Below are 16,924 nucleotides of genomic sequence, written 5' to 3'. Positions count from 1 at the left end.
CCCCACGCACGTCCCGGTACAACCGCCAGGCAGGGCAGATTGACAGGCTGCGCTGCTAAGCCTTATGACGCTTCTCCCAAAAAAATTCGCCATGCGTCAGTTGTAACTGGGGCCGTAGCTCAGTTGGGAGAGCGCGTCGTTCGCAATGACGAGGTCAGGGGTTCGATTCCCCTCGGCTCCACCAGCCCGGAACCGTTTGTCGAAAAATAACTGCGGCCTCGTCATAGGTGTTTGTTCAATTCATACCTAAAAGCTGGGGCGCAAATACGGTTGAAGACATCAATCTTAGACGCTGCCTGCTAGGGTTGATGACGCTCCGAGCTTTCAAAATCGGATTCCGCCAAACTGATCAATATGCAATTATCTAATCAATGTCGGGATATATGCCGGAAGCGATTTGATACGAAAAAACACGTGGCTGTGTTTTATTTCGCTATTGGATTCCTGTTTACCTCAATAAAGGCAAGCGTACGATGATTAATCCGGATCCTGGTTTTGCCGGGATTGCCAAGCCTGGAAGCGCGCCGCCGAGGCTTTTTTGTTCGCAAGGCGCATATTGCGTAGCCGGGTGGTTTTTTCGCGCTGTTTATCAGCCTCAACCGCAACTTCTTCCAATGCGGCGGCCTCAGCGCGTTCCCGCGCCGCTTGGCGTCCTTTTGGAGACAGATTGTTATTCGCCGCGCTCATCAAGCCTCTGCATGGTGAACGGCAGAGCGCCAATGACGCTCTGCGCGTAATGAATTTGTTCAGTCTTCGAGTTTTAGTTGCCCTGCGGATGTTTTGCCGCGGTCCTCTTGCAACTCAAAACTAACTTTTTGGCCGTCCGCCAATTCGCGAATACCAACCGCTTCCAATGCGGTCGCATGCACGAACACGTCCTTGCCGCCCTCATCAGGCGCTATAAAACCGTAACCTTTTTGCGAATTGTACCATTTAACGGTTCCTGTAGGCATTCTTAGTCCTTTCATACAGGCGTTAGCGTCTGGGCGTTTCCAGACTGGAAAAATGCTGCCGATGTTTGGAAGGAGGATAAGAAGCTTGGGTCACAGGCCTAATAAACGGTCTTCAATCATGGCGCGGTGGAATATATGGGTTTTATTGGCCTCAAAATCAAGATTTTATTGGGGCCCGCGTCAAAAGCCAGCGATTGCGCGCGCAAAGCGGATTTTCACTGGCGTTAGTGCGCCGCCCCAAAGCGTTGGGCCATCCAGTCGGCGGCTTTTCCGAACCAGTTTTCAGCGCCTTGATGCAAATTAATGTTATGCCCGGCGCCATAAAGCACGTATGTTTCAAAATCAGCGACTAACGGAAAATACGCCTTCTCCGACGCGAATACGGTCTGCGCATTTTGACAATTTACAAAGCCGCCGATGCTTTCACCAAGGCAGAAAAGATTATCATACTGACCAATAACAAAGAGGACCGGAACGGAAATATTTAACGTCGCAAGCTCCGCAGTGGAAAGCGTCGCTATTTCGCTTGCCGTTCCGAGACCCTTTGTTGTTTCGTCATAATCAATAATCCCCTCCTCGCGCGTCTCTGCGTTATAAAACACGCTATCGCGGCTTCCGGGCGCCGTAGTCAGATAGCCGATATCCAGGCCGACCAAGGGCCGAAGCCGGGAATCGAGCACGGCCGGCGCCGTATTGATCAGAATATCCTGCACCGCGCCGGCCGGATGCCCAAAGCCGGTCGAAATAATTCCGTCAACATCATCGTAAACAGAAGCTTCAATCCAGGCGATCGCAGCGCCGAGAGAATGCCCGACAGTCACTACATTTTCATATGGCCCGCCCGGCAGCGCTCCGCTCCGCGCGGCTGACACAACATCATGCAGTGCGTTCGCGCCAGTTTGAAGCGTGACCAAAGCCGATAACGGGCGCGAGCTTTCACCGGCGGAACCGATACGATCTATGGCCAGCGTGGAAAAGCCGGCCTCGTTTGCTGATTTTACGTAATCATACGCTTCGCCAAAATCCGGCAGCGACCAGTAGCGGTGATCGTATGTATAACCGTGTACAAGGATTTGCACTGTATCAGAAGGACCATCGTCAGGATGACAAAGCTTTCCGTATAAAGAGTAAGATTGCAGGATGGGAACGCCTGTAGTGGCTGCAAGCGTCACGTCTTCGCAATTTTCAATTCCTGACTGCGATGCATTGGAATGAAATGGTAATGCTACGAACAGCGCGCATATCAACCCCCAGCTTAACCATGATGTGAGTATAAAATGTCCAGTTTTGGGCACTGTCGATCCCCCCTTGATATGGCAAACGGGAATCCCAATACATCAATCAGATTGTCGTTGTTTTAAGAAGTACATCGCAATTCATTGAGAATATTCACCGTAATTCAGGCACGCATGATCAATTTTAAAATGTTCAATGACAAAAAAATCCCGCCTAATGCCGCTCGCTTAATCGCCGGGCGATACGGTTTAAATCCGCCGGCGTATCTACATCCTGAAGGACGCCGTCACCCGCAGTTGCCATCGTCTCAAGATGGAAGCCATGTCTATGGAAAAGCTTGCTCGCGCCTTTATCGCCATGAAGATCTTTCAGCGCCGCTAGATTTCGCGTATGAAAAAGCACAGGGTGCCCGCGCCGTCCATTATGCGTGGGACGAATAGCGTCGATCTGCGGATCTTCGTTCAACCTTTTGGCAAGCTGCGAAAATATCCCGCCTGGAAGCGCCGGCATGTCGCCAAGGCATATAAAGACTGCCGCCGATCTGGCGTTCACGGCGCCGGCGCCGGTTGCGATGGATGACCCAAGGCCGGCTTCCGGATCAGGATTGACGATTATTTTTGCGCGCCCGGCGTCAACGAGCGGGCGTACAGCGCCGTGATTTTCGCCTGCAACAACAATGATTTGCGGCAATCCGGCATGCAGCAATGATTTCAAACTCCAGAAGAGCAATGGCGCGCCTGCAATTTCTGTCAGGAGTTTGTCCTCCTGTCCAAACCGGGAAGACTGACCGGCGGCGACCAGAATAGCAGCGCAATTCGAAACGCTGATCACAACTTTTCCCGCCGCGCTTCAATGATTTCGGCAATGATGGAGAACGCAATTTCCGGGGGGGATTTTGCACCGATATCGAGACCGACGGGACCACGTATAAATTTAAGTTGGTCTTCACGTAGCCCCAGATCTTTCAACATTACGAGACGGTCAGCATGCGTGCGCCGGCTGCCCAGCGCGCCGATATAAAAGCATTTCGATAATACCGCCTGCTGAAGAAAACAAAGCTCCCATTCATGCTCGTGAAATAAAGTGACAACGCCAGTCCACTCATCGAGGTCAAGGCCGAATACTTCACGGTCTGACGAAAGTCTGGTCGTGATAGCGCCATAGGGAAGACAAGCCTCTAGCGTTTCTTCTTCTGGCGAGTAGATATGTGTCTCCATGTCCGCAAGCGCGGCCAGTTGTGCGGCGAAAGGCACGATGGCGCCCTTTCCGACAATGAGAAGCCGCGTCTGAGGCGTATAGATTTTCACGCAACGATCTTCAGGGTGTTCATTTTGCGGCGGACACAAGGCAGCGTGGTTTTCAGTGAGATCGATTGCGATCGCGCAGGCGCGCCGTTCATCTTGCGCTTTTAAAATTTCGCTGATCGTTTCGTTTTTGATCGTCACGTCAAAAAAAACGTCGATCCCTGAGCCGCAAGGCAGCCGGATGTCCATATATGGCGAACCGACCCCAAAACGAACGCAGCGGTTAGAGCCGGATGCTATGGCTTTTTGGGCCTCGGCAATGATCGCCGCTTCGGCGCAACCGCCCGTAATAAGTCCCGCAGCCTCTCCGCGATCATTCACGGCCATCTGGCTGCCAAGCGGACGCGGAGACGAGCCTTCAATGCGCGCCAGCGTTACCAGCGCTGTTGCATCCCCAGCCTGCCGCCATTCTTGCAGATGAGGCAGGACGTTTTCAGTATAAATTGATTTCATTACAGATACTCAACGCCGTGATCTTCTCAAAAGTCGCCAGCCGCTGATAAAATGTCAACGCGCGCCAGGACAGGAAGTTGCCCCGACGCGTTAGATCGCACGTATTGCCTTATTCGCCCTGCTACTCTTTGCCAGACTGCAGGCGGCGCCAGAGAGTGTAGACTTGGCGTTCACATGTTCTAGAATCCCCCGCGCCGCAAAAAGACAGGAAATGGCCATGCCCGCAGACACAGCGCATACGCCAAACATAGAAAATACCGATGGCGCGAGAGATCTGGCGCGCCTCTTTGCGCTGCAAAAAGAAACCTGCGCCGCCAGCCCCTATCCTTCCTTTGATGAGCGCATCGACCGGTTAAACCGGCTGATTCGGCTGACGGAAGACAATGAAACCAAATTTGTTGAGGCGATCAACGCCGATTTCGGCAATCGCTCTTTTTATGAAACAGTGATCGCCGAAATCGTCGTCACGGTTTCCGGGGCGAAGCTCGCTAAAAAACATTTGCAAAACTGGATGCGCCCGCGCGGCGTACCAACGCCGCTCCATATGCTTCCGGCAAAGAGCCGCATCGAACCACAGCCATTAGGTGTCGTCGGCGTCATCTCTCCCTGGAATTACCCGCTGCAACTGGCGCTCGCGCCGACCGTCGCTGCATTGGCGGCGGGCAATAGCGTCCTGATTAAACCCAGCGAATTGACGCCCAGATTAAGCGAGGCGCTGAAACAAGCGATTGCATCTGAGTTTGACGAAGGCGTGTGCGCAGTCGTCACCGGCGGCGTCGAAGTCGGTCAAGCATTTACGGAAACGCCTTTCGATCATCTTCTCTTTACAGGATCGACATCGATCGGCGCACGCGTGGCGCAGGCGGCAGCGAATAATCTGACCCCTGTAACGCTTGAACTTGGCGGAAAATCGCCAGCAATCATTGATGAAAGCGCAGATATCGGCGCCGCGGCGAAATCGATCGCATATGGCAAGATGATGAATGCCGGACAAACCTGTGTAGCGCCCGATTACGTCTTGGCGCCGGAACAATTGCTCGACCAGACGGCCGATGCAATCGCAGACGCTGCGCGCTCAATGTTTCCGGCGATCGATACAAGTGATGATTATACTTCAATTATATCAGACAGGCATTTTTCACGGCTCAAATCGCTGGCGGATGATGCGCGAAAGCGCGGCGCGAGAATCATCGAAATTGGCTCATCAAACGCATTGCATCCTCAGCGAAAAATTCCATTGACGATCGTGATTAATCCGCCAAGCGATGCGGAGGTTATGAAGGAAGAGATATTCGGCCCGATTTTGCCGATCCTTTCAACGGCTTCCGCAGACAGCGCCATCGCACATGTAAACGCCGGAGACCGCCCGCTCGCGCTTTATTGGTACGGCGATAACAAACAGACGCGCGACCGGGTGTTGCAAAAGACCGTTTCCGGCGGCGTTACAGTCAATGATACGCTTTGGCATGTCGCGCAGGAAAACCTTCCCTTTGGCGGCGTCGGAAAGAGCGGCATAGGGGCCTATCATGGCGAACGCGGCTTTGAAACATTTTCGCATTTGAAGCCAGTTTTTTACCAAAGCCGGTTTACAAGCGGTTCCATTTTATACCCGCCGTATACTGAAAAAACCGGTAAAGTTCTCTCATTCCTGCGCAAATTTATTTAGACGGTCATGGCAAACGAAAACGTCGCTCGCCCATCACTCGGAGAGTTTGATTATGTAATCGTCGGCGCCGGTTCCGCCGGATGCACGCTAGCGGCGCGACTTAGTGAAGACAGAAACAAAAGTGTCTGCATTCTTGAGGCGGGTGGTCCCGACACCAACCCGCTTATCCGTGCGCCAATCGGTTTTGCATTTTTCGGCGACAAAAGCCCGTTGAACTGGCGGTTTGAAACAACTCCGCAAAAACACCTGAACAATCGGCAAGGGCACCAACCGCGCGGACGAACGCTCGGCGGATCAAGCTCTATTAACGCGATGATCTATATTCGCGGATCAAAAGCTGATTACGATTACTGGGCAGCGAATGGCGCGCCGGGCTGGTCCTGGGATGATGTCTTCCCGTATTTTCTCAAAGCAGAGAACAACACACGCGGTTCCGGCGCTCATCACAGCATAGGCGGCCCGCTCAGCGTCTCGGACCTGCGATATAAAAATCCGTTATCTGATGTATTTCTGAAAGCAGCAGGAGAGTTACAGTTTCTCGCAAATGATGATTTCAACGGCGAAAACCAAGAAGGGGTCGGCTATTATCAGGTGACGCAACGGGATGGCGAGCGGTGTTCTGCGGCGAAAGCGTATTTGCATCCAGCTGCGGATCGCAAAAATGTTACGATACTGACAAATACTTTTGTCGAACGTATAACATTTGAACAACAGCGCGCGACAGGCGTGCATGTGATGCAAAACGGCGAACCTAAATCCGTCTCAGCGCAAAACGAAGTCATTCTTTGCGCCGGAGCATTTCAATCACCTCAGCTTTTAATGCTTTCCGGCATTGGCCCGGCAGGGCATTTGAAAGAAAACAATATAGATATTGTTGTCGACAGCCCTGACGTCGGCGGCAATTTGCAGGATCATCTCGATTGGACGGCGCTTTACAAAACGAAATCGCCCGATGCTGTCGGTCTCCATTTTGGTATGGCTTTGCGCGCCCTGCCCGCGCTTTCGGCTTATCGGAAAAAGCGCGCGGGCCCCTTCACTACAAATCTCGCAGAATGCGGCGGTTTCGTAAAAACAGACCCATCAGAGGCCCAACCGGACGTCCAGCTCCACTTTATTCCCGGACTTGTAGATGACCATGGCCGTAAAAAACATTTTGGCGGCGGAATTTCCTGCCATGTCTGCGTCCTGAGGCCCAGATCGCGCGGCGCCGTGCAACTTGCCTCCCCCGACCCGATGGCCCCGCCAGCAATCGATCCGAATTTTCTGTCGGATGACGACGATCTGCAGCGATTGAAAAAAGGCGCGCGTATTATCGAAAAGATTTTTGACGCACCGGCCATGAAATCGGTTCGGGGCAAGCGGCTTTATCTTGACGAACCCGCGGATGACGCGGCGCTGGAAGCCGATATCCGTGCGCGTTCCGACACGATTTATCATCCTGTAGGCACGTGCCGCATGGGAACAGATGAAAACGCCGTCGTCGATACTTCGCTGAAAGTAAAAGGCGTTGAAGGGCTGCGGGTCATCGATGCTTCGATCATGCCGTTTCTAATTTCGGGCAATACTAACGCGCCGACAATCATGATTGCGGAAAAGGCGGCGGATATGATCAAGGCCGTTTCAGGCTAGGCGTTTTGCTATCTCGACACGCTCTTCGGGCGTTTTCGCCTCCCGGCCCAGCGTCTCAGCCTTATCCAGCACAAATCGCAAGCCCACCCGGTTGGCGATCTGAATGGATATGCCGGGTCTTGCATTTAATTCCAGCAAGAGCGGCCCTTTTTCACGGTCAAGAACAACATCGACGCCGAGATATCCAAGCTCAGTCACTTCATAGGATTTCGCCGCCATCAGCAAAATGTCATCCCAGTACGGCGTCTGAATATTTTCCAACGGGTGCGCCGTGTCCGGATGAATTTCAATAAGTTTATCAAATTGCATCGCCCGGCGGGTAACGCCTGTCGCCATATCAAGCCCAACCCCGACGCCGCCTTTGTGCAGATTGGCTTTACCGTCAGATTCCGCCGTAGGTAGTCTAAGCATGGCGAATACGGGCACGCCCTTCAGCACAATCACGCGAATATCGGGAACGCCTTTATAGGAAATTTGTCCGAAAACATCGTCAAATTTAACGCGGTATTCAATCAGCGCCTTGTCCGGCTGACCGCCAAGAGAATACATGCCGGAGATCATATTATTGATCTGATATTTCATGCCTTCCAGATCAATGCGGCGGCCGGAAGAAAGCCGCCAGCCGCCTTTCAGCGGTCCGTCAACGACAATGATGCCTTTACCCTGCGATCCCATAGCCGGTTTGATCACAAACCCGTCGGGGTGATCGATAAATTCCGGCAGACGCTTCATGTCGCGGGCATTTTTGATGACGCCATAGAGTTCGGGCGTTGGAATACCAGCCTGCGCAGCGATCTGCTTGGTAAGCTCCTTATCGTCTACCCTGATCAGAAACTTTCGCGAATTGAGCGAATTTACGAAACGGACATTGCGTTCGTTAATACCGATCACGCCGTTTCGCTTAAGTGCCTGTACTGTTTTCAGCATGATCTGTTCAGCTCGCCAGCGCCCTGAACCGCCACAATTCGGACAGTCGAAGCCCCGTATATCGTCCCATCAATACGCACAACCCCATCAGCACCAGAAGCAATTCCGGAAACCGGTACATGAGATATTCAACATGCGAATTGGTCATGGCGAGATACGTGATCGCGGCTACGGCCAAGCTGCCTAATCCCTGTTTTATCGCTTCGCCGGCGGAGCTTTCTTCCCACACGATCGACATACGCTCGATGGTCATCGTCAAAATCACCATGGGAAACAGCGAAATCGAAAGCCCGATAGATTGATTGGCGCCGGTCATCAAAATCGTGATGCCCGCCATAACCATCACAATAAATATCAGCACGACAGCAAGCCTCGGCACCAGCAAAAGATGCAATCGTTCGAGGTAAAAGCGAAGAGATAAACCGAGCGCCACGAGCAAGGAAAAAAGTATAACGCCATTCAGCAGCGCCGTCTCCCGGAACGCGATGCCGATCAGCACCGGCATGAACGTGCCGAGCGTCTTGAAGCCGATAAACTGGCGCAGGAAAACAAGAATGGCGATGCCGACGGGAATCGTAATCAGCACCTGGTACACAAGCTGGCTTGTCAGCGGCAGGCTGCTGAAGCCAAACGCCCTGCCAAAATCGCCGATCCGTCCCGGCGCATTTTCAGCGATGGAAGCGCGCGCTGTTTCTCGCGATCGCAATGCAATCTGAACGTCCAGATTGTCAACGCCAATTGCGTTCACCAGCGGGCGCGGTCCGTACCAGATTGTAAAAAACCGGTCCGGCGCTCCATCGGGAAAATATCTGAAATCCTCGCCGTCTATATGGTACTCCAGCCACCGCCGCGCCTCCATGCGTCTGCGATCATCGGTCAAATAAACGCCGCCGGCGATCCGCGCCGGCACGCCTTGCGATTGCAATAGTTGCTGGGCCAGCAGCAGGCGCCCGACCGTGCCGGAATTTTCGCCCAGTAAAGCCTCAACCTCATCGGCGTATTGTTCGTTCTCCGCGCGCGTGTCGAACGTCGACTTGATTGCCAGATCTGCAAAAGACCGGTCATCGGCGGAGCGCTGGCGAAGATTGCCGGACCAGACAATAAACGCCTGACGTTTCACCTGATCTGCTTCGAACGGAGTGATCTGCGGTTCCGATTCGCGGAACGCCAAGGGCAAAGGCGTCGACAAGGTCTCGCCAATGGTTTGCGCGCCATAGCGGAGCACCTTGCGGTCCGCCGGGTATCGATAGGTCCAAACGGCTTTTCGATTGCGGGTCTGCGCTTCACTTGTCAGGCTCAACCCGAAAGAGCCATTGTAAAATTCTTCGCGCGGGAAGGCGCGTTCAACATCACCCGCGGGTATATATGCCTCGATGCGGGCGGGCTGGTTGCTTCCGTCAAACTCCAGATAAAGCTCATAGTCCCACAGGACAGCGCGCGCACCCGGCGCCAGCGGATATTCCAGCACGGCGGCTTTGATAAAAAATACGGTCAAGCCAGCCAGAATCAAAACAGCGCCAAGCACCGTCGCATGGCGGAAATTAATCTTCATCTAAGGGTTCGCAAATTTCCTCAGCCATGAAAGTGCGGCTGGAATCTACGAGAATTCTGTTTGACAGGAATTCCCGGCCGATCAGGATATCGTATTCAAAATCCCCTCTGTCGGCGAGATTTACTTCTGCCGTGGCTATACGCCCGCCAACGCAGACAGGAAGGTGAATCACCGGACGGCGGATCGACCCGCCGGTTTTCGTTTTGATGTTGGCGAAACGAATAACGTTCTGATCGTAACGAATGGCGCGGCCATCCTTGCCGATCAGGCGGAATTTGACCCAGTTATCGCGCTTGCCGCGCTTGTAGACCTCAACATCGTAGGCATGCACGGACGAGGTGTCTGCCCCGGTATCGAGCTTGCCTTTCATCTCCAGGCCAAGATTGCCCACGGCGACATTCTCAATATAGCCAAAGGTGACCGGTTCGCCGCGCGCATCGTCATCAGCCGCTATGGCGTTCGCCGCGAGGATAACTGTCAGGCCGGCGCCGGCCAGAAAAGGTCGAATAGGCATGATAAAGAAACTCCTCATGAAGGCGCGCCCTGGCTGCAAATGAAGCCTTCATCCGTGGGGCGGCATATCAAAATCCCGCATAAAGTAAATATCTACGACCAACCGCCTCCAGTCCACAGCCCTAAAAGATCAGAAAGACGGCAAAGTCGCAAATTCAGGCCTTTTTCGGCCGCGTTTTTGCTTTAGTACAGCTACAGCCAAGCGTTAAAAAGCGTGAGTGGCGGCAGTAAAGAGGTTAATGGTTTATGTGTGGGATTATCGGTATTCTTGGCTCAGAAGACGCCGCACCGCAGATCCTGTCGGGGCTGAAGCGGCTTGAATATCGCGGATATGATTCGGCCGGCGTCGCAACGCTGCATCAAGGGCGTCTGGATCGCCGGCGGGCCCCCGGCAAACTCGAAAATCTGAGCGCTGCGCTGGAAGCCGAACCGCTGCCTGGCCGCGCCGGCATCGGCCATACGCGCTGGGCGACCCATGGGGCGCCTAATGAAACGAACGCGCATCCCCATGCTACAGACCGGGTTGCCGTCGTGCATAACGGCATTATCGAAAATTATGCGGAACTGCGGCGCGAGTTGGAAAACAAGGGCGTTATCTTTGAATCCGAGACCGACGCCGAGGTGTGCCCGCAACTGATCACATATTATCTCGCAACCGAAAACTGCACGCCGGTTGTAGCCTTTAAAAAAGCTATCGATCGGATGCGCGGCGCTTTTGCATTTGCCGCGTTATTTTCAGGAGACGACGACTTGCTGGTTTGCGGACGAAAAGGAAGTCCGCTCGCCATTGGGCGCGGCGAGAACGAAATGTATATTGGGTCGGACGCATATGCGCTTGCGCCCTTTACAAACCGTATTACCTATCTTGAAGAAGGCGACTGGGCGGTACTGACCCGCAACTCCATCAGCATCCGGAATGAGGCCGGCGCCGATGTCGAGCGCGCTGAAATACTTTCCAGTGCGTCGCAAGGCATCGTTGACAAGGAAGGGCACCGCCATTTCATGGCGAAGGAAATCCACGAACAGCCGGAAGTCATCGCTCATACGATTTCGCGATATATAGACCCCTCGACCAAATCCGTGCGTTTGCCAGACGGCGCCTTCGACTTCGCTGCGCTCGACCGGTTGACCATTTCCGCTTGCGGAACAGCTTATTTTGCGGGACTTGTCGCGAAATACTGGTTTGAACGCTGGGCGCGATTGCAAATAGAAATTGATATCGCATCCGAATTGCGTTACCGTGATGTTCCGTGGACTGATAAAGGCGGGGCGCTCTTCATTTCCCAGTCTGGAGAGACAGCGGATACGCTGGCTGCTTTGCGCGAGGCGCGTGCGCACGGACAACAGATTGCAACTGTCGTCAATGTGGCGGAGTCCTCGATTGCGAGGGAGGCGGATATCATTTTTCCAATGGCGGCGGGTCCTGAAATCGGCGTCGCCTCGACTAAAGCGTTTACCTGTCAACTGGCGGCGCTGGCATGCATCGCCATTGCCGCAGGCCGTGCGCGCAATACTATAACGGAAGCGGAGGAACACCTCCTGGTCGATAGCCTCCTGGAAATACCAAGGCTTGTATCCGAAGCGCTTAAGCAGAGCGACCAGATCGAAGAAATTGCCCGTGATATCGCCAAGGCGCCCGGTATTTTCTATATCGGCCGCGGCGTTTCTTTCCCGATTGCGCTGGAAGGCGCGCTGAAGCTCAAAGAGATTTCATATATTCACGCAGAAGGCTATGCCGCCGGCGAATTGAAACATGGACCGATCGCGCTGATAGATGAAAACCTGCCCATAGCCGTTATTGCGCCCCATGACGTACATTTTGAAAAAACAATATCCAATATGCAGGAAGTCATGGCGCGTGACGGCAAAGCACTTCTCATTTCCTGCAAGGAAGGGATCGAAAAAGCCGGGCGTGGCGTATGGGCGACAATAGAAACGCCAAAAACACATCCACTGCTGGCGCCGATCGTCTATGCTGTCCCAATACAACTTCTTGCCTATTTCACGGCGGCGACAAAGGGCACCGATGTCGATCAGCCGCGCAATCTGGCGAAATCAGTTACTGTCGAATAGCTACTCTACCGGGGAAGGCCAACAACAGTCTTGCGCATATGATGATTTCACAAAGCAAATTTGCGCAGCCAATTGCATCGCGCCTGAAACGCATGCTGGGTGAAGCTTTGTATGTGGCGACGCTGATTAATGTTTCGCGCGGGAAGAAATCAGAGCGCTGCGCGATATGAGCGGTTTTCAATCATCACAGACAAGGTTCCGGCGCTGGTTTGAGGAAAGCGCGCTCCCGCTTTGGGTAAAGAACAGTTACGATCATATCCGCGGCGGATTTTTCGAAGCCCTGAATTTACGCGGCGAGCCATTGGACAACAGGCCGCGAAGAGTGCGCGCGCAGGCGCGGCAAATTCATACCTTTTCGCAAGTCGGCCTTCGGGGCTGGCATGGCGAGGCCGAAAACCTGGCGGCGGAAGGGTTTGAACATTTCCTCCAGAAAGCGTGTCCGGATTTCGGCGCGCGGGGGTGCGTACATCTAATCGGAGACAATGGAGAGATTATCGACGACAAGCGTGATCTTTACGATCAGGCTTTTTTATTGCTGACTTGTGCGTCGCGATGGAAAGCTGCAAAGGATGAGCGTGCGCTAGAGCTTGCTAAAAACACGATCAATTTCATGCAAACTGAGCTCGCTTCGCCTTACGGCGGATGGCTGGAAAATGATCAAAACCAATTACCCAGGCGGCAAAATCCGCACATGCATTTGTTCGAAGCTTTTATGGCGCTTTACAAAGCAACAGACGACAAAGACTTCTACCGCCTGGCCGATAAAATAATCGGTGAAGGCTTTAGCAGATTTTACGATTCGGTTTCAGGCGTAATCATCGAATTTTTTAAAGAAGATTTCAGCCGTGACGATCGCCGCGGCGTGATTGAGCCGGGTCATATGCTAGAGTGGGTCTGGCTTCTATCAAAGTGGGAAGCGATTTCAGGCGCCGATTATGCGGTGGCGCGCGAAACTCTCTTTATGAAAGCCGCCCAGTTTGGCGAAGATCCCGACTTCTACAGTTTCATAAATAATCAAGCCTACATTGAAGATCCGCATTACCGATCCTCCAAAAGACTTTGGCCGCAAACGGAGTATTTGAAAGCGTGTTGCATTCAGGGCGCCGGAAGCGATGAACACGCTTTCACGAGAGCGGCGGCGCTCATCGATGATATATTTAAGACATATTTAGCAACAGACGTTGCCGGATTGTGGATTGACGAGTTTGATAAAAACGGCGCGCCAGTCTCAAAAGACGTTCCTTCAAGCATACTTTATCATTTGTTCGAAGCGTTGGACGAAACAGAAAATGCCCTAAGGGCTGAGAGGGCATCGTGAAAATTCAGCCTGTTATTATGTCCGGCGGATCAGGAACGCGTCTGTGGCCGATGTCTCGTCAAGCGCGCCCAAAGCAGTTTTTAAATCTTGTTACAGATCGTAGCCTGTTTCAGGAAACCGTTCTGAGACTTGCAGATAATGGAGACCATTTTTCGCCGCCTCTCATTATTGGCGGTAAAATGCACGAGGAAATCATAGCCGCCCAATTAATTGAAATCGGTGTTTCGCCGGCCGCAATTATTCTGGAACCCTGCCCGCGCAATACGGCCGCCGTCGCCGCCATCGCTGCAGAGTGGACAAAACGCAATAACCCCGAGGCGGCCGTCTTTCTTTCTCCTGCGGATCATCATGTTGCCGATACAGCAGCCTTTCAGCAAGCGCTTCTGCAGGGCGCCGGCGCTGCGCATGAATACATCGTTACCTTTGGCATAGAGCCGGACCGCCCTCACACCGGTTATGGCTATATTCAATCGGGCGATGCGATCAGCGATAAAATTTGCCGTGTCGCCGCTTTCCGGGAAAAGCCAGACGCGGCGATGGCGCAAGCCTATCTGGATCAGGGAGGGTTTTTCTGGAATGCAGGACTGTTTTTGTTCAAACCACAGATCATGCTTGATGAATTCGAACGTTACGCTACAGGCGTAGCCGTTGCAGCGAAAGAAGCTCTAATGAACGCAGCGCCAGGCGGTGCTGCAAGTCTTCTGGACGAAGCAGCGTTTGGGCGCTGTCAAAGCATTTCCATAGACTATGCAATCATGGAGAAAACTGACAGGGCCGCCGTTGTACCATCTGTGAAAGCCGGCTGGAGCGATATCGGCAGCTGGAGCGAAGTCAAAAGCGATAATCTGGACGATCACTTTTTATCGAATGCGACGAATATCAGTATTCGTTCAGACGGACCGATGGTCGGCGCCGTCGGAGTGGAAAATCTTATTATTGTGGCCACAGGCGACGCCGTTCTGGTCGCACATCGCGACAGCGCACAGGATGTTCGCACTCTGGTAGAGGAATTGAAAAAACGCGGACGGGAAGATTTATTGTGAGTATGATAAAACAGCGGATTATCGTCGCCGGCGGCGCCGGATATATCGGCAGCCATGTTTGCGTAGAGTTGCTTTCCGGCGGCGCATCTTTGTTGATCATAGATAATTTCGCCAATTCTCATCCGGAAGCGATTAACCGTATAAAAGAACTGGCCGGGGCCAAAGTTGATTTACTGCAAGCCGACCTCGCCGACCCGTCGCAGAGAAAAAATATCGTAGATACTGTGAAACGATTTCAGCCCACCGGCGGCATACATCTAGCCGGCCTGAAGGCTGTCGGTGAATCCGTCGCAGAACCTGCACGATATTACCGCATTAATATGGGATCCGCCCTGACGATGGCCGAAGCGTTGGAAGCTGCTGGCGCAAAAATGCTGGTCTTTTCTTCATCCGCGACCGTGTACGGAGAAGAAAATGAAAACCCCGTTGCTGAAACGGGCGCCGCCTCCCCGACCAATCCGTATGGGCGCACAAAATACTTTATAGAGTGCATGCTCAAGGATATCGCTGAGGCAGACCCGCACTGGCGTATTATCAATCTGCGGTATTTTAATCCTGTCGGCGCTCACCCATCAGGCCGGATCGGCGAGAATCCAAATGGCGTCCCGAACAACCTTTTTCCCTATATTGCGCAGGTCGCCGTCGGCAAACGGGAAATGCTCAACATTTTCGGTAATGATTATCCGACCAAAGACGGAACGGGCGTGCGCGATTACATACATGTCTGCGATCTTGCCAAAGGCCACGCCGCTGCGCTGCGCTATCTGGATCAACAGGAAAATGGATGCGCGCTGGATATGAATCTTGGAACAGGCGCCGGCTATTCCGTTTTAGAGGCTGTCGCCGCTTTCAAACGCGCTTCGAACCGGGACATCCCCTATGCATTTGCGCCGCGGCGCGACGGAGACGTCGCAGAAATTTTTGCAAATGCAGAATTAGCGGAAAATCTACTGGACTGGCGCGCACAAAAATCACTGGAAGATATGTGCGCTGATCACTGGCGCTGGCAAAGCCAAAATCCGGATGGATACGAAACTTAGGCCGTTTGTTCCGCGAACTGCCCATATTTGCGGTATCGCACCATATAAGACGGCAGCACGGCTTCGACTGTATGCGGATCAATATCGAGATCGCCCAGCACGCCCGTGTGTTCGTTTGTGTTTACAATATTGTCCCGCTTTAATAATTTCACCTGATCAGCAGTTAAAACCGGTTCTATAAACGGCAAACGGCCAACGACCTGACCAAAAAAACCAATCAGTGATGCGATAAAAAACGGCACAGGCAATAGTAACCGTTTTTGCCCGGTCTCGCGCAGCATGAGCTCCATCAACTCACGGAAACTATAAATCCGGGGGCCTCCTATTTCGTAAACCCTGCCAGCAGCTTCAGGACGCGTCAAGACTTCGCAAATAGCGTCAGCAACATCATCTACGTAAACAGGCTGAAATCTGGTCTTTCCTCCACCGATCAACGGCAACGCCGGCGTCATGCCCGCAACGCTTGCAAATTTATTGAAGAAAGAATCTTCCGGTCCAAAAATAATGGAAGGCCGCAAAATAGTGGCTGACGGTATAGCCTCGCGCACTTTCAATTCCGCTTCGCCTTTCGTGCGCGCATAAAGACTTTCGCTCTGCGCGTCGGCGCCAATCGCCGACATATGCACATATTTTTCTACGCCTTCTTTTTTCGCGAGCGAGGCGAGTGTCGCTGCGCCGTTATATTGTACGGCGCTAAAGGTTTGCGGTCCTGCCTGATGTAACAAACCCACAAGGTTGACCACGGCATCGGCGCCGCGCAAAGCGTCCGACACCGAAGGGCTGTGCCGTAGATTGCATTGCTTAAGCTGAATTTGCCCAACCGCGCCCATAGGCCGTAAAAATTGCGCCAGATGCGGGCGCCGAACGGCGACGCGCACGCGCCAGCCGCGCTTGGCAAGCTCGCGCACGACATTGCGTCCGACAAATCCCGACCCGCCAAAAATAACCGCCAGCTTTCCAGTCACGTTCATGCCTCCGCGTGCGCCATGCCACGCTATATATAAATCTGCAAACGGGGCCTATCGCAATTCACCCGCTCCGGCAATCGTGGGGGGCGGCGCGAGACCCTTCAAATTCCGAATTTTGGCCGCGCTTGCGACGGATACGGCCAAAAATATGGAGGAGTATAATTGATGGTTGCGGCCACGCACCGCTGGCGATGCTTAATCATTCCTGAATTGACAATTCCCGCCCGCATCCCTTAAACGAGCCGTCCT

General features: G+C 53.2%; 15 protein-coding genes and 1 tRNA gene. 7 read left to right on the top strand and 9 right to left on the bottom strand.

From position 1 onward, the window contains the following. The first annotated feature begins 108 nt into the window (after window positions 1-108). Window positions 109-184 (top strand) — tRNA-Ala (locus ACQK2Q_RS01695). 293 nt (window positions 185-477) lie between these two features. Here ACQK2Q_RS01695 and ACQK2Q_RS01690 read toward each other — a convergent pair. The 5 genes from ACQK2Q_RS01690 to ACQK2Q_RS01670 form a co-directional block, all read right to left on the bottom strand. Beyond that, the gene (locus tag ACQK2Q_RS01690; protein ID WP_425408026.1) at window positions 478-687 is read right to left on the bottom strand and encodes a hypothetical protein; all 210 of its coding nucleotides are present in this window, start codon (window positions 685-687) and stop codon (window positions 478-480) included. Window positions 688-746: 59 nt separating this feature from the next. Next, on the bottom strand, window positions 747-953 hold the full coding sequence (locus tag ACQK2Q_RS01685; protein WP_425408025.1) for a cold-shock protein: 207 nt from the start codon (window positions 951-953) through the stop codon (window positions 747-749). A gap of 224 nt (window positions 954-1,177) precedes the next feature. Then, window positions 1,178-2,248 carry an alpha/beta hydrolase gene (locus tag ACQK2Q_RS01680; RefSeq protein ID WP_425408024.1) on the bottom strand — a complete coding sequence of 357 codons (1,071 nt, stop codon included), beginning with the start codon at window positions 2,246-2,248 and terminating at the stop codon, window positions 1,178-1,180. 154 nt (window positions 2,249-2,402) lie between these two features. Further along, window positions 2,403-3,020, bottom strand: coding sequence for a nucleotidyltransferase family protein (locus ACQK2Q_RS01675; RefSeq protein WP_425408023.1), 618 nt, complete (start codon window positions 3,018-3,020; stop codon window positions 2,403-2,405). Continuing rightward, window positions 3,017-3,946, bottom strand: coding sequence for an XdhC family protein (locus ACQK2Q_RS01670; protein WP_425408022.1), 930 nt, complete (start codon window positions 3,944-3,946; stop codon window positions 3,017-3,019). The genes ACQK2Q_RS01675 and ACQK2Q_RS01670 overlap by 4 nt, the downstream gene beginning before the upstream one ends. A 217-nt stretch (window positions 3,947-4,163) precedes the next feature. Here ACQK2Q_RS01670 and ACQK2Q_RS01665 point away from each other — a divergent pair, with 217 nt between their 5' ends. Both ACQK2Q_RS01665 and ACQK2Q_RS01660 read left to right on the top strand, forming a co-directional pair. After that, window positions 4,164-5,612: a coniferyl aldehyde dehydrogenase gene (locus ACQK2Q_RS01665; protein ID WP_425408021.1), complete on the top strand. Its 1,449-nt coding sequence runs from the start codon at window positions 4,164-4,166 to the stop codon at window positions 5,610-5,612. 6 nt (window positions 5,613-5,618) lie between these two features. Then, complete coding sequence (locus ACQK2Q_RS01660; RefSeq protein ID WP_425408020.1) at window positions 5,619-7,241, top strand: GMC family oxidoreductase; 1,623 nt, start codon at window positions 5,619-5,621, stop codon at window positions 7,239-7,241. Here ACQK2Q_RS01660 and ACQK2Q_RS01655 read toward each other — a convergent pair. The 3 genes from ACQK2Q_RS01655 to ACQK2Q_RS01645 are packed head-to-tail and all read right to left on the bottom strand — an operon-like array spanning window position 7,233 to window position 10,234. Further along, window positions 7,233-8,168 carry an alpha-L-glutamate ligase-like protein gene (locus ACQK2Q_RS01655; protein ID WP_425408019.1) on the bottom strand — a complete coding sequence of 312 codons (936 nt, stop codon included), beginning with the start codon at window positions 8,166-8,168 and terminating at the stop codon, window positions 7,233-7,235. The genes ACQK2Q_RS01660 and ACQK2Q_RS01655 overlap by 9 nt on opposite strands. A 7-nt stretch (window positions 8,169-8,175) precedes the next feature. Further along, window positions 8,176-9,720, bottom strand: coding sequence for a UUP1 family membrane protein (locus ACQK2Q_RS01650; RefSeq protein ID WP_425408018.1), 1,545 nt, complete (start codon window positions 9,718-9,720; stop codon window positions 8,176-8,178). Next, entirely contained in the window at window positions 9,710-10,234 is a 525-nt protein-coding gene (locus tag ACQK2Q_RS01645; protein WP_425408017.1) for an ATP-dependent zinc protease, read from the bottom strand. The genes ACQK2Q_RS01650 and ACQK2Q_RS01645 overlap by 11 nt, the downstream gene beginning before the upstream one ends. A 245-nt stretch (window positions 10,235-10,479) precedes the next feature. Between ACQK2Q_RS01645 and glmS the strand changes: the two genes are divergently transcribed. The 4 genes from glmS to galE all read left to right on the top strand — a co-directional run bounded on the left by glmS (window position 10,480) and on the right by galE (window position 15,707). Beyond that, entirely contained in the window at window positions 10,480-12,306 is a 1,827-nt protein-coding gene (gene glmS, locus ACQK2Q_RS01640; protein WP_425408016.1) for a glutamine--fructose-6-phosphate transaminase (isomerizing), read from the top strand. A 166-nt stretch (window positions 12,307-12,472) separates the two neighbouring features. Then, a complete protein-coding gene (locus tag ACQK2Q_RS01635; protein ID WP_425408015.1) occupies window positions 12,473-13,624 on the top strand; it encodes an AGE family epimerase/isomerase in 1,152 nt (383 codons plus the stop codon). Between the two features lie 17 nt (window positions 13,625-13,641). After that, window positions 13,642-14,667 (top strand): mannose-1-phosphate guanylyltransferase, encoded by a 1,026-nt coding sequence (locus ACQK2Q_RS01630; protein ID WP_425411104.1) that lies wholly within the window; start codon window positions 13,642-13,644, stop codon window positions 14,665-14,667. A 2-nt stretch (window positions 14,668-14,669) separates the two neighbouring features. Continuing rightward, window positions 14,670-15,707, top strand: coding sequence for a UDP-glucose 4-epimerase GalE (gene galE / locus ACQK2Q_RS01625; RefSeq protein ID WP_425411103.1), 1,038 nt, complete (start codon window positions 14,670-14,672; stop codon window positions 15,705-15,707). Here galE and ACQK2Q_RS01620 read toward each other — a convergent pair. Then, complete coding sequence (locus tag ACQK2Q_RS01620) at window positions 15,704-16,678, bottom strand: complex I NDUFA9 subunit family protein (protein WP_425408014.1); 975 nt, start codon at window positions 16,676-16,678, stop codon at window positions 15,704-15,706. The two genes, galE and ACQK2Q_RS01620, sit on opposite strands and share 4 nt — an antisense overlap. Window positions 16,679-16,924: the final 246 nt, after the last annotated feature.

Source organism: Hyphococcus sp., from assembly GCF_965228385.1.
Classification (GTDB): domain Bacteria; phylum Pseudomonadota; class Alphaproteobacteria; order Caulobacterales; family Parvularculaceae; genus Hyphococcus.
The sequence above is the reverse complement of the archived record's forward strand: the minus strand, read 5'-3'. Positions and strand labels throughout refer to the sequence as shown.

Coding starts and splice junctions, on each gene's coding strand:
- ACQK2Q_RS01690 (WP_425408026.1), bottom strand. CDS start 687: ATGAGCGCGGCGAATAACAATCTGTCTCCAAAAGGACGCCAAGCGGCG.
- ACQK2Q_RS01635 (WP_425408015.1), top strand. CDS start 12,473: ATGAGCGGTTTTCAATCATCACAGACAAGGTTCCGGCGCTGGTTTGAG.
- ACQK2Q_RS01670 (WP_425408022.1), bottom strand. CDS start 3,946: ATGAAATCAATTTATACTGAAAACGTCCTGCCTCATCTGCAAGAATGG.
- ACQK2Q_RS01630 (WP_425411104.1), top strand. CDS start 13,642: ATGTCCGGCGGATCAGGAACGCGTCTGTGGCCGATGTCTCGTCAAGCG.
- ACQK2Q_RS01655 (WP_425408019.1), bottom strand. CDS start 8,168: ATGCTGAAAACAGTACAGGCACTTAAGCGAAACGGCGTGATCGGTATT.
- ACQK2Q_RS01650 (WP_425408018.1), bottom strand. CDS start 9,720: ATGAAGATTAATTTCCGCCATGCGACGGTGCTTGGCGCTGTTTTGATT.
- ACQK2Q_RS01665 (WP_425408021.1), top strand. CDS start 4,164: ATGCCCGCAGACACAGCGCATACGCCAAACATAGAAAATACCGATGGC.
- glmS (WP_425408016.1), top strand. CDS start 10,480: ATGTGTGGGATTATCGGTATTCTTGGCTCAGAAGACGCCGCACCGCAG.
- ACQK2Q_RS01645 (WP_425408017.1), bottom strand. CDS start 10,234: ATGCCTATTCGACCTTTTCTGGCCGGCGCCGGCCTGACAGTTATCCTC.
- ACQK2Q_RS01685 (WP_425408025.1), bottom strand. CDS start 953: ATGCCTACAGGAACCGTTAAATGGTACAATTCGCAAAAAGGTTACGGT.
- galE (WP_425411103.1), top strand. CDS start 14,670: ATGATAAAACAGCGGATTATCGTCGCCGGCGGCGCCGGATATATCGGC.
- ACQK2Q_RS01620 (WP_425408014.1), bottom strand. CDS start 16,678: ATGAACGTGACTGGAAAGCTGGCGGTTATTTTTGGCGGGTCGGGATTT.
- ACQK2Q_RS01660 (WP_425408020.1), top strand. CDS start 5,619: ATGGCAAACGAAAACGTCGCTCGCCCATCACTCGGAGAGTTTGATTAT.